Annotated in this window: 8 protein-coding genes; 4 read left to right on the top strand and 4 right to left on the bottom strand. The window is 39.9% G+C overall.

What is annotated here, in order from left to right; genetic code table 11:
- Positions 1-62 precede the first annotated feature (62 nt).
- The 4 genes from H9J30_RS11565 to H9J30_RS11550 all read right to left on the bottom strand — a co-directional run bounded on the left by H9J30_RS11565 (position 63) and on the right by H9J30_RS11550 (position 6,057).
- Positions 63-2,075: a cation:proton antiporter gene (locus tag H9J30_RS11565; RefSeq protein WP_240131165.1), complete on the bottom strand. Its 2,013-nt coding sequence runs from the start codon at positions 2,073-2,075 to the stop codon at positions 63-65.
- 296 nt (positions 2,076-2,371) lie between these two features.
- A complete protein-coding gene (locus H9J30_RS11560) occupies positions 2,372-3,484 on the bottom strand; it encodes an HDOD domain-containing protein (protein WP_240131164.1) in 1,113 nt (370 codons plus the stop codon).
- Between the two features lie 9 nt (positions 3,485-3,493).
- Positions 3,494-5,470 carry an EAL domain-containing protein gene (locus H9J30_RS11555; RefSeq protein ID WP_240131163.1) on the bottom strand — a complete coding sequence of 659 codons (1,977 nt, stop codon included), beginning with the start codon at positions 5,468-5,470 and terminating at the stop codon, positions 3,494-3,496.
- An 8-nt stretch (positions 5,471-5,478) separates the two neighbouring features.
- Positions 5,479-6,057, bottom strand: a complete 579-nt coding sequence (locus H9J30_RS11550; RefSeq protein WP_275679606.1) for a response regulator — start codon at positions 6,055-6,057, stop codon at positions 5,479-5,481.
- Between the two features lie 92 nt (positions 6,058-6,149).
- On the opposite strand from H9J30_RS11550, the gene nosR reads away from it, so the two are divergent.
- From nosR to H9J30_RS11530, 4 genes are read left to right on the top strand one after another with little or no spacing between them, the layout of a single operon-like run.
- Positions 6,150-7,475: a response regulator c-di-GMP phosphodiesterase, NosR family gene (nosR, locus tag H9J30_RS11545; protein WP_240131161.1), complete on the top strand. Its 1,326-nt coding sequence runs from the start codon at positions 6,150-6,152 to the stop codon at positions 7,473-7,475.
- An 11-nt stretch (positions 7,476-7,486) separates the two neighbouring features.
- The gene (locus H9J30_RS11540) at positions 7,487-8,674 is read left to right on the top strand and encodes an FIST signal transduction protein (protein WP_240131160.1); all 1,188 of its coding nucleotides are present in this window, start codon (positions 7,487-7,489) and stop codon (positions 8,672-8,674) included.
- The gene (locus H9J30_RS11535) at positions 8,667-10,049 is read left to right on the top strand and encodes a sensor histidine kinase (RefSeq protein ID WP_240131159.1); all 1,383 of its coding nucleotides are present in this window, start codon (positions 8,667-8,669) and stop codon (positions 10,047-10,049) included. The genes H9J30_RS11540 and H9J30_RS11535 overlap by 8 nt, the downstream gene beginning before the upstream one ends.
- The gene (locus tag H9J30_RS11530; protein WP_240131158.1) at positions 10,033-13,092 is read left to right on the top strand and encodes an ATP-binding protein; all 3,060 of its coding nucleotides are present in this window, start codon (positions 10,033-10,035) and stop codon (positions 13,090-13,092) included. The genes H9J30_RS11535 and H9J30_RS11530 overlap by 17 nt, the downstream gene beginning before the upstream one ends.
- Positions 13,093-13,108 lie beyond the last annotated feature (16 nt).

Here is a 13,108-nt window from a genome sequence, read left to right as displayed (position 1 = left end):
TCAAAATAAACAAAAGGCACTACAATCTAGTGCCTTTTTTATTTTCGTCTCACTTAACGGGCTTATCCCTTAGCTAGAGTTTCATCAGATGTATTAATGTTTTCTTGAACTTCAACCTCAGGTTGCGTTTGTTCCGCAGCCTTGATTTGCGCTTGCAGCTCAAGTCGTTGACGTTCAGCTTCTGCTTTCTCCTCGGCCTTGGCTTTCGCAAGGGCAGCTTCTTCCGCCGCTTTGGCCTGTGCAGCTATCGCCTCTTGCTCTGCAATCGCCTGTTGGATTTTCGCTTCTTCAAGCGCTTCAACGGGCAATAAACTGATTAACTCGATGCCATTGGGGAATTGGGTGTCATTACCAGACACAATCACGACTTTGCCTTCTTTGGTCAGATACACTAACGGCAACGCGGTGTCGCCATAACGCTTTCGGAAATGCTCAAAGGTGAAGCTTTCAGTTAAGTTAGTGACTTTAAGCTGCGCCCCTTTAGCCATTTGACTGGCAATTTTGGCGTAGGACACCGCATCACCAAACAAACATAGCCGCTGTTTGTAGGATTCTGATAATTGATGGCGCGCACTGCCCTGCTCGGCGTTGTTAAGGCCAAACACCTTTTTCGAGCCTAATACGTCTTGAAAATAAAAGGTCACTAACGGATTTAATTGTTTGTAAGGCGACATAATGAGCACACGGCCAATTCCGGTCAAATCCATATAGGTTTCAGCATGTTCCGAAGCCGGATTACCAAAATAGACAGGTATATTATCCATCCGAGCGAGGCGAATGTTGTCCCAGTTACTATCGGCTAGCAGCACTTTCACATCTTTCGCCTTTAAGATTTTTGCCAGCTCTCGGGAAAACTTGGAGGCGCCAAAAATTAATAATCCTTGCGCCGCCCCCGAGGTCACCCCAAGGTGTTTCGCCCAGCGCCCCGCTGTTAAACTTTGGATAACCACAGTACCGATGATAATTAAAAACACCAACGGCACAATCGCATCAGCGCCCTGTACATTACTCGCTTCTAACTTTATGGCAAATAACGAAGACACGGCTGCGGCCACAATTCCCCGCGGGGCAATCCAACATAAAAACCATTTATCCGCCTTTGATAGTGACGTCCCAATACCTGATACCCAAATACTGAGCGGCCGAGCGAGCAGCATGGTCACAGCGAGTACACCTACGCCGCCCCAGCCTAAATCCAACATAGCATTCGAGTCTAGTCTCGCTGCTAACAGAATAAATAATGCGGAGATCAGCAGAACTGTCAGTGTTTCTTTAAATTCAAGGATTTCAGCAATATCCACGCCGCGCATATTCGCCAGCCAAATGCCCATTACAGTCACGGTGAGTAATCCCGATTCTTCCTGCAACAAATTTGAGCCGACAAAAATTCCCAGCATGAGGGTTAATACCGCGGTATTACGTAAATAGTGTGGTAACAAATTGTGGCGGATCACTTGGCCAATTAAGTAACCCGATGCAGCACCTAAGCCTAAGCCAAGTGTGAGCATAGAACCTAGTGCATAGAGTACATGGCTAGTTTGATTGCCTGATACCGTAATATATTCAAACACTAATACCGCTAGCAGCGCGCCAATTGGGTCAATCACAATCCCTTCCCAGCGTAAAATACTCGCGAGCTGCGACTTTGGCCTAACGCTGCGCAGCATTGGTACTATCACAGTTGGCCCCGTGACCACCACCAACGCACCAAATAGCAGTGCAACTTCCCAGCTAAAATCCAGCAGGTAAAAAGTGGCGGTACTGATACAGCCCCAGGTGATCACCATGCCGATGCTCACTAAGTGAGTCACCATGCGGCCATGATCTTTAATCTCTTTAAAATTGAGGGTTAATGCGCCCTCAAACAGGATCACGGCAACGCCTAGGGAAATAATCGGAAACAGTAAATCCCCAAATATTGCATCGGGATTTAACACTCCAAATGCTGGACCTAGTAGTAAACCACAGAGTAGTAGCGGTAAAATTGCAGGTAATCTCAACTTCCAACCAAGCCATTGACAAAAAAGTGAAAGCACGCCGATGAGTGCTAGCATCCCAGTGATTTTTTCAACCATAAAACATCCTTTCGTTAGGTGAGGCATGCGATTGTGGATTTAACCTAACACGCTTTTTCATTCAGGAAAATAAACGGTTAATGATAACAATAGCAGTAAAAAGCACGCTCTAGTGATGCAAATAAGTTAGATGATATTCAACTTTATTCGCATACCAAGGGAGTTCGAAGGGTTACATTGCTATATAGGAAACACGAAAGCGACAGAGAATAAAGTTGCAGTCTATTCAGCAAGTTGGGATAAGTTAGTGATCGAATAAATATGTAAGATCTAAATGCCCACAAATGTATCTTGAGTTAGAGATTAGCTAATTTTAGTTTTATTTGCTCATCGGGTAGCTTATTCAATATTTCATCGGGGATTCTGCCGTGATATTTAGTGGCATAGTGTGCCAAGCATAATAATAAGGCTAGATTATGTTCAACATTACTCACCTCTGGCTCTGCGCTGGATAAAATGTTGTCACATAAGGATTCGCTATACCCCCAAAGCGTTAAAAGATAGGCTGATATAGAGACGATGAGTTTTCTCACTGGCCACTCCGTAAACTGAGTCGCAAACGAATCTTGCCAAATACGAGATGCCAATATCAACTCACCTATTGACGACATCAAAGCGGCAATAAATAGCTCTTCTTGTAGACTCTTTTGTAAATTAAGTGCTTTAGCGATTTTTTGAGCGTTAAGCGCTAACTGATACGCATGTTCGTTAATTCTACTCTGTGCAGACTTATCAATAATCGACGTCGCCGATTGCTCAATGGCGATAGAACTAATAATCGCGCTAGTTAAATCCACCCCTAAGCGTTTGATCGCTTCTTCAATAGAAAGGGTTGTTCGGCTAAAGCCCAGAAAAGCAGAGTTTGCCAGTTGTAGTAGTTTAGCGGTAATTAAGGGCTCATGAGCAATAAGATCAACAATATCTGTAGGTTCTGACTGTTCATCCTGTAGCACCTTACGGACACGCTGCACAATATCGGGCAACGGCAAAAGCAAAGCACTTGCACCTAACATCGCTCTCACGTCATGAGTGAATGGCAATTTATGAATTCGTTCAACACAGGTTAAAAGTTGCACAATATCCTGCTCGTTGAAGGGTTTACTTAATACAAAATGGGCGACTTTACCCGCCTTGCATACCACCTCCTCCGTGGTGTCCCCCGTAAGCAGTGCCCTGATAGCTAAAGGAGAATGCTTTGACGCCTCAATAAGTACATTATCGCCATTGATGTCAGGCATTAAATAATCACAGACAATAAGATCTATGTTTACGTTGTGAGGAATGGATTTGGCCCAGTTTAAACCATCTTCCGCTGTCCAAAACTGCCAGTCAGGCCTAAGTCTTTTAGCAAGCCGTAGGAGTGCTTTAAGCATAAAACTGTCATCATCAACAAAGAGTACATTAAACATAAATCGCCCCTAACCCATTCTCGTTGATAGACTTTCAAAAGATGCCAATAGCGCTAAATACTCCTCTTCAGATTGCGGTTTTGAGATGCAGTATCCTTGAACGACATCACAACCTAAGAATTTGACAATATTGAGTTGATCCAATGTTTCAATCCCCTCGACGACCACTTTCATATTCAGATCATGTGCCAACCTAACCACATTCGCGACTAAACTTTCAGTATTCAAGTTACTCTCAATATCGAGCACGAGTGAACGGTCAATTTTTAGCACATTGATAGGCAGTTTATTCAGATAACTCAAAGAGGAGTAACCAGTGCCAAAATCATCTATCGCAATGCTAATGCCTAATTCTGCAAGTTTTTTAAGGGTAATAGCACAATCATCAAGATTATTTAGCAAAAATGTTTCTGTTAATTCAAATTCCAAATCGGTTGGCTCAACACCCGTAAGCTGAATATGGTGTTTTATCCAGTGGATAAAATCGGGCTCCATTAGTTGTCTACCTGAGATGTTAATGGCCATTTTACCAAAATGGATGCCTTGAGTACGCCATTTCGCAGCGGTGAGAAAAGCCGTTTTAAGCACCCAATAGCCAATGTCGACCATTTGACCATGTTGCTCAGCTAAAGGGATAAATAATGCCGGTGAAACCATTCCAAATTCAGGATGTTGCCAACGTATCAAGGCTTCGCACCCAGACAAAGTATATTTGGCAAAATCAAATTTTGGCTGAAAATTGAGGAACAATTGACGTTGTTGCACCGCATGAAATAACGCCTGATTTAAAGAAATCTGGTGTTTTTTCCGTTCAATCGCTTGCTGATCATAACGCATGAACATTCGCACTGGGTCTTCAGCCATCATCAAATTACCCAGTAATAAATTATTCAACACCGTACGAGGCTCATCACCATCTTCGGGAATAAGGCAATAGCTGACCGCATAATCCAACTTAGATGACATAAGGTTGGCTTTGCCTGTGACAGGATCAATGATTGATGCCGCCTTCTGTAAAGCGTCCATTTCTGATGCAACATCCGGCAGAGACAGTACAAATTGTTCATTTGCTAGTAACGCAAGTTCCCCTTGCGCGCCCATGGAGTTGAGTAACTGCAATGCGATGTCTTCAATGGTTCGCTGTGCTTCCGAATAGCCAATCATTCGACTCCAAAGTTCAAAACTTCTGATCTTGATGACAACAAGCACCGCAGCACGGTTGGACTCTATATATTGTTCAATAACAGAGATAAGTTGTTGATAATTTAATAGAGATGGAAGTTCAAATGCAGTGTTTAACAACTCACCATCGGTCACCGGATTTAAACACAAAACATGGCCATACGGGCCAGCTAAACGACAACTCACTTCTAATTCAGTATGATTTATTAGCCTTATCGACATACTTTGGCCAACAGCCAATGCCTGCACTTGCAGCCTTTGCTTGTCCGTTTCAATCAAAAACTCATCTAATGAACGACCTTCAATCATCGATGAACCTAACAGTTTTCTGGCAGTGACATTAGCTTGCACAATGTGATTAGGATGAGATATTTCGATTAAGGCGTCAGGACTTGCCAGCAGCATTTTTTGAGATTGGTGTTGAAACAGGTGCTTAGCGTAGTGGGTAAATGCATTGGCGATTTCACTAAGTAGTTCATCATCCTCCCAAGGTTTTTGTAAAAAGCGATATGCGCTTCCCGCATTGAGCAATGATTTAACCGACTCAAAATCAGAATAACCACTGATCACCAGCGACACAATATCAGGATATAACCGTTTGATTTTAGAAAGTAACTGCCCCCCGTCCATATAGGGCATTCTAAAATCGGTCAACACCACTTTGCAGTCATAATTGAGTAATAGGGTTAGCGCTTCCTCACCACTTTGGGCAGTCTTTACTGAATAGCCTGAACGAGTTAACAAGCGTGTCAAAGCTTTTAAAATGCCAACATCGTCATCGACTAACAGTAAAGATTTATCCATTATGGCCTCTAGCTTAATAGCATATTGACTCTGTCCAATAGATCATGATTATCAAAAGGCTTTGCTATTGCGTCATCGGCTCCTAATCTGATTGACTCAGCTAACTCAGTTGATGAAAGCCCTGATAACACTAAAATTTTAAGCTTTGCTAAATCCGGTCGTTGCCGAATAAACTGGATCACCTCAAAACCATCCAATCCAGGTATAGACAAGTCAAGAAGGATTAAATCTGGTTTTTCAGCAATAATTTTAACCCCTGCTTGAAAACCATCCTGTGCCGTTAAAATTGTAAAAGGCGTCGATTGCAATGCCCGCCTAAGTGCATTTCGCATTGATAATTCATCATCAATAATAAGGATAGACTTTTTATCCGCCGTTAACTCATTATTATTTGAGGCTAAAAATGCCTCTGGCATTGGCATATTTTGTTGATGTAAGAAACTAATAAAGTCTTCTACCAAGACTCGATAGTTACCCCGCCCCGGTAACTTGTGCCCCTTTAATTGACCTTTAGCAATCCAGCGGCTCACAGTGCGTTGATGAACATCGCAATATTGGGCGATATCGCTTGGCTTGAGCGTTTTCATGCTCTCGTACCCATGATTATTCTTGCTTAGTTAACACTTATAGCATAATTTTAATCTATAAGACAAATAGGACAAATGCGATAGGTGACTTTATGCCAACCCCATCTGAAAGCACTCTGCCATTGATTCTGTGTGTAGACGATGAAGCCAGTATTCTAAAATCGCTACAGCGACTCTTTATCGGTAAGGATCTGCAGATCTTGTTAGCTGATAGCGGTAGTAAAGCCTTAGAGCTGATGCAGGGGCATAAAGTAAATGTGATCATCACCGATATGCGAATGCCAAATATGACGGGCGCGGAATTTCTAGCAAAAGCCGCGATTTTACAACCCGATGCCTACCGCATTTTAATGACAGGCTATGCCGACCTTGCCTCTACTGTTTCGGCAATCAATCTTGGGAAGATCCACCGATACGTTCAAAAACCTTGGGATAATCAAGAATTGTTGACCGTGGTAGATGAAGGGTTAGCGCTCTACCACTTAATTCGTCAAAACAAACAACTTACTGCCAAAGTCGCCACACAAAATAAGCAGTTAAAGGAACTCAATAGTTCCCTCGAGGAAACCGTCCTAAAACGGACTGAACAACTTAAACAAACACTTTTAAAATTTAAACACCTAGCAGGTGAAAGGCAAAAGGATGAAGCCGCCACCTTAGAAGTACTTTACAACATCATCGTAAGTTATCCCCCACTCAGTGGTGAATTAGCCCGTAAAATCAGTGCCACTTGTGAATATCTCGCAAAAGCCTTGAAATTACCCTCTGAGCTGGTCACTACTGTCACAAAAGCTGGGCTATTTTCAGAAATAGGCAAAATAGCGCTTCCAACAAAGGTCGCAGAAACCGCTTATACCGATCTCTATAATCGTGAACGTCGATTATTTAATGAACATCCCCTACATGCCGAAGAAATTTTATTACCAGCGCAGCATTTAAGCGAAATGTCGCTCATCATTGCCAATCAATTAGAACGTTACAATGGTGGAGGAGAACCAGCACAAAAAGCTGGAAACGATATCCCGCTAGGTTCTCGAATATTGGCAGTGGCGAGAGATTTTTGGCTACACGTAGAGGGCCGATACGATGGCAACAAAATGAGTATGATTGATGCATTTGACGCTATCCAGCTTCATCAAGGGAGTTATTACGACCCTACTATCGTCAAAGCATTGTCTATCTTAGTTGCTTCTGAAGATGCAGACATAGCCAATAAAGCCCGAAGAGGACTGGAAGTCAGTGCACTCAAGCCAGGAATGAAATTGAAGCAAAATCTGTACAACCTTAAACACATCCTTCTCTTACCAGAAGGCCATGTGCTCACCCCAGCATCCCTTGAAAAATTATCAAAATATCAGCTAAAACATAAGGAGCAATTGCTGGTGGAAATAGGGACCACTGAGGACGAAAAACATTAAGGAGTCATGGAATGAAAATCCTGCGACACTTTTTAAATGCGACAGATCCTTGTGTGTTTCAGCAATACATTGGTTCAATTAAACAGGATAAACCCGCTAACTTAGCGATCGCATTCGGTAATATAGACGCCATTCTTCACCTGTCACAGGCAACTGAAATAACTCAGTTGGCAACCTCTTGGGTGGCGACAAGCTCCTGTATTACAGCATTTTCCGATATCGGAGCTGAAGACAACCAAAATCATTTAGCTATTTTGCAATTTTATGATCCACAAGGAAGTTATGGCGTTGCAAGTAAGCAAAGCTCAATCGATAGCATTATCGAAGACAGCCAACAGGCGCTTACCCTAGCACTAAACGCCGCAAACAGACCCGGTGAATTACCAGCATTGATTTGGTGTAGCCAATCGCCAGGTCTAGAAGAAGGTTTACTGACAGGAATACGGCAATTGGTTGGCAACAATGTGCCCGTATTTGGTGGCACCTCTGCTGATAATGATGTTTCTGGCCACTGGTGTATGTTCGATGGTCAACAAACTATCACGACAGGTTTTATTATTGCGGTACTTTTTCCGTCAACACCGATTAATTATTTTTTTAGCAGTGGTTATGAAACAACCCGTCATACCGCTATTGTGACGTCCGCAAGCGGCAGAAAATTAAACACATTAAATCACCAACCGGCAGCCAGTGTTTATAATCAATGGCGAACCATGATGGCATTACCCACACTGGCCAATGGTCCAGTGCTAGCGCAGAGCACCTTTAATCCCCTCGGGCGGGTTATTTTAGATAACGATGAACAAATGACATTGCTCAGCCACCCAGCTTTCATCTATGAGGATGGCACAATGGAATTATTCTCAGAGGTATACCAAGGGGAGCAACTGACATTTATGCATGGTAATCAAACACTCTTGATCCAACGCGCGCAAACGGTTACCCACTTTGCAGCCCAGCAATTGCTCGACCTATACGATAGTAAACCATTAGCCGCAATTGTGATTTTTTGTGCTGGTTGCATGCTCGCGATAAAAGATGAAACGAATCAAGTGAGACAAGGTGTTGAACAGGCATTAGGAAATGTCCCCTTTATTGGTGGGTTCACCTTTGGTGAACAAGGTCGATTTGCAGACGGTGTGAATCGTCATGGCAATCTGATGATCTCAGCAATCATATTTGGACACTCTAATGAGTAAAAATGAACAGCAACACGAATTGCTGATGCAACTAAAAGTAGAAAATCAAAAGCTTTTAGAGTTTAAAAAGCTAAATAACCTAATGCTGAAAACCCTGAAAGCATTTACCAATAACAAAGAACAATCAACGCCCTTTCGTTCATTATTTGAATTAATTGCACAGGAGCTAAAACCCGATGTGCAATTGTTAATCACCTGCAACCATGAAAATGATGGTTTTTTTATCGTATCAAGTACCGATGAAATGCTCATAGGACGACACTTTCAATTAGATGATACGGTTAATAGCAAACCTGAGCAGAGTATATTTAGTCAATCAACAGTATTTTTTAACCTCAATTTAACACCAAAATGGCCAGCCTCATTAAAAGGACTTTTACCGAATGCTGCATCTGCATTAATACAACCAGTGAAGATCGCCAGTCGCTGCTATGCTATCGTGTTAGTGATAAATGAAGTCAATGGCTTTGATGCAGAAGCTAAATCTGTGATGTCAAACTACAGCAGTTTTATCGCAAGTACGCTTACACTGATGGAATATCGGCATGTAGCCGCTGAGCGTGATACTTTATTTGCTCAACAAAAACGCATCGAGCAAAGCATGGCAAGACAGGGAAAACTTGCTGCAATAGGACAACTTGCAGCGGGGGTTGCCCACGAACTAAATAACCCATTAGGGTTTATTTACAGTAACTTAAATACTTTTGAATTGTATTTAAAAGATATAAACACTTTTATAATGGAAGTATGTAACTCCCATCCTGATTCAATAAAACTTTATAATAAACACAACTTAGACTTTATATTAAAAGACAGTGGTGAACTTATCAGCGAAAGTTTAGAAGGGGCAAGACGTGCAAGAGACATCATTAAAAACCTACGAAACTTTTCACATCCAGATGAAAACACAATATCAACAATCAATATTTTAGAACTTATTGCAGATACAGTAAGGATAGCCAATACTCATGTTAGAAAAAATGCAAAAATAAAAATAAGTCATGATTTGAATCATGCATTCACACAAGGTAACGCAACCCAACTGAGCCAAGTAATATTAAACTTAATAAATAATGCCCAGCACGCCATTGAACACCAATATGGTTTAATTGAGATTAGCATCAACAAGTTTAACAACTGGATAAATGTGGAAATCGAAGACAATGGTTGTGGTATTGACGACGCTGATATTCCCCATATATTTGAACCTTTTTTTACAACAAAAGAAATCGGGCAAGGTACTGGATTAGGACTATCGATTTCAAGAGCCATAATAGAACAACATAATGGATGCATTGCCCTAGTTCATACAGGTTTAAAGGGGACTAAATTTGTCATAAGCTTACCGGAGTCTAATCATGTTCGCGATGATTAAAAACCATAATAAATCAATTAAACGACACCGATTATTATTTTTGCTTTATTGCATTACTGTTGGATTGTTAGCAAATTTATCAGTTGTAACCATTCCCATAGCAGTCCCTTTAAATGTTGGCAATGTTGCCATATTAGTAATATTAGCCCGTTTAGGCCCACTATGGGCCCTAGTATGCTTTGCTTTTGTAACCTATCCACTACCATCAGATATAGCAGTCATACTTACTATTTTTCAGGCAATGCTATTTGGATTCCACATAAATCGAAAAAATAGCAGTATTATTAAAATATCCACAACTTACTTTATAATCGTCTTTGTAACCAACAAACTATTACTACCTGAAGCTATTACAGATAACCCAACCTCTTGGCTAATATTTACATCATTATCTACTGCATTATTTATATGGACCATTAAGGCTGCAAACTTACTGCTTGCATTATATGTCAACAATGAGCAACTAAGAAAGCAGTCATTGCAACATCAACTATCATTTAGAGTTGGATTATATACAGCAATCCCTGCAACGTTATTAATTACACTTGGATTAAACGGAATAACCAATTTACATCTAGTAAAGCAAATGACACGCTATCAAAATGAAGTTAACGATCTTAAGGAAAATATAGAACTAAAATTAAAAGACTATTCCAGCAAGATTGAAACCCTTGCGAAATTAACGGACATAGTAGTAACTAAAAGCATTTTAATGCAACTTGTAAAGCAATCACCAGAATTTATTTCAGCACTTGTCACCGATGCAGACGGAACTGTAAATAAGTTTTACAAAGAAAATGTTAACAATGGTAACCTTGGCAAGGTGAGCGTTACTGACAGAGCTTATTATTACGAAGCTAAGAATACAATGTCGACTTATATTAGCGATACTTTTACGGGAAGGTCTTTAGGGGAAGATCAACTATTCGCAGTTAGCACACCAATTATTAATAATAACCAGTTTAATGGTGTTTTGCAATTAGCCATAAAACTAGATTCACTATTAGAAGTATTTAACTTACCTAATGATAGTATATCTCATCGAATTCTCATTGATAAATCAGGTAAAAAAGTTTGGGGGAATAATATTAGCGGAGATATAGGAAGCATATGGATTCGCCCAAAACACAGTGAGCCGATGCAAAAGACTTTTCTTGAAAACAGTCTATTTAACCCACTTGAACCAATCATTTTTAGCCGTGATGCACATCATCTTATTGTGAGTAATCAAGTTGGTATAACAGATTGGAAGCTATATTTTTTTATTGACACTGATGAATTAATTTTAGACTTTTCAATTTATTACTTACTATCATTATTGCTAATTACTTTAATATTAGAAATATCTATTCAATTTTCAAAGCGCTTTGTGAAAAACTATACACAAGCATTAGAACTATTAGTTGATTATACTCAGCAATGGGATGGTAAGAGCACCACAAAGAAAAATTTAAACTTTACACAATCAGCACTCGAAATCGATACCTTAGCTCACAGCTTCGTCAACATGCAACGAAGAGTTGCAGGTGCTCATCATGCCATCATATCAACGATGAATGAAGTCAAACTTCTTAATGAAGCATTAGAAGAAAGAGTTGAAAAACGAACAAAAGAATTAGAACAAGAACGCGATAAAGCTAACCAGCTAGCAGCAGTAAAAACACGCTTTTTAGCTAATATGAGTCATGAAATCCGTACACCAATAACTATTATCAAGGGCTTTACTGAACAAATTTTACCCAACACTCAAGGTGAAGTACATAATGCCCTTTGCAAAATAGAACAAAATACTTTACATCTCCAAAATGTTATCAATGATATTCTGGATGCGGCTAAAATTGATGAAGGGAAAATGACTATTGCTGAACAAACTGTTGCCATTATTCCTTTATTGAATAGCCTCAGTGATTCTATGAAAGTCTTAGCAACAACGAAAAAATTAACTACAGAAATGAATATCGACATTGATGATATTGAACATATAATAACAGACCCATTCAGACTTAAACAAATACTGCTAAATTTTATTAGTAATGCTGTAAAATTCACACCTAAAGGCACAGTAAAACTGGTAGCAAATATAACGAGTAAAGATGAGTTATGTATAGCTGTCATTGATGAAGGAATTGGTATTTCAGATCACCAAGCATCCACATTATTCGAGGCTTTTACGCAAGCTGACTCAAGTACCAGTCGAGATTTTGGTGGTACAGGTTTAGGATTATTCATCAGTAAACAATTAGCTGATGCAATGTCTATCAAACTCCATATGCAAAGCGAGCTAGGAGTCGGATCATGTTTTTCAGTCACGCTTCCTGAAAGTAAAATCATAAAAAATTTAACTGAATTTCCTAAAAATGAGAAAGAGATTGAGCACACGATACCAGACTGGAAAAATTACCATGTACTAATTGTTGATGATGTAGACGATATTAGAGAGTTAATTGATATCTACCTAAAAGATACAGAAATTGCTGTCGATTTTGCTCAAAATGGTCAGCAAGCCATTCAGTTAGTAGAAAAATCACATTATGATTTAGTCATATTAGATCAACAAATGCCTATTATGGATGGATTCACGGCTGCAAAAGCGATTAGAGAATTTAATAAAAGTATCCCACTATTACTCTTAAGTGCCGACATTCTTGATTCAGAAACACATCAAACAAGTCCATTTAATAAAACTATAGCCAAACCGTTCACTAAAAATCAGTTGATAGAGACAATTAGACTTTTTATTGTTGATAATTCTACCTCTACAAAAAAGATAAATGAGGAGGATGAGGATGAATTAACAAGAGAGTACTTATATACATTACCCAAAGTATTATTATTATTAGAGAAACTGGTTAAATGTGAAGACAGTTCTCATTTAGAACATGAATTACATAAACTGAAAGGAACAAGCGCTTGTTTAGGACTAATTGCTATTTCTCATTGTGCTGCAAATCTTCACAATTTACTTAAAGAGCGGATGATAAAACTAAATGAGCTTGATGACATATCATTGGCTGTAAAAAAAGCTCTCAAAGAAACAGAATAAAATAACTCGGCTACGT

Source organism: Shewanella cutis, from assembly GCF_022410515.1.
In the GTDB taxonomy this organism is placed as follows: Bacteria; Pseudomonadota; Gammaproteobacteria; order Enterobacterales; family Shewanellaceae; genus Shewanella; species Shewanella cutis.
This window is presented reverse-complemented; position numbering and strand designations above follow the sequence as displayed.

What these genes read in the sequence shown, in the direction of transcription:
- H9J30_RS11540 (WP_240131160.1), top strand. Translation starts at nt 7,487, where the DNA reads ATGAAAATCCTGCGACACTTTTTAAATGCGACAGATCCTTGTGTGTTT.
- H9J30_RS11560 (WP_240131164.1), bottom strand. Translation starts at nt 3,484, where the DNA reads ATGTTTAATGTACTCTTTGTTGATGATGACAGTTTTATGCTTAAAGCA.
- H9J30_RS11550 (WP_275679606.1), bottom strand. Translation starts at nt 6,057, where the DNA reads ATGAAAACGCTCAAGCCAAGCGATATCGCCCAATATTGCGATGTTCAT.
- H9J30_RS11535 (WP_240131159.1), top strand. Translation starts at nt 8,667, where the DNA reads ATGAGTAAAAATGAACAGCAACACGAATTGCTGATGCAACTAAAAGTA.
- H9J30_RS11555 (WP_240131163.1), bottom strand. Translation starts at nt 5,470, where the DNA reads ATGGATAAATCTTTACTGTTAGTCGATGACGATGTTGGCATTTTAAAA.
- H9J30_RS11530 (WP_240131158.1), top strand. Translation starts at nt 10,033, where the DNA reads ATGTTCGCGATGATTAAAAACCATAATAAATCAATTAAACGACACCGA.
- nosR (WP_240131161.1), top strand. Translation starts at nt 6,150, where the DNA reads ATGCCAACCCCATCTGAAAGCACTCTGCCATTGATTCTGTGTGTAGAC.
- H9J30_RS11565 (WP_240131165.1), bottom strand. Translation starts at nt 2,075, where the DNA reads ATGGTTGAAAAAATCACTGGGATGCTAGCACTCATCGGCGTGCTTTCA.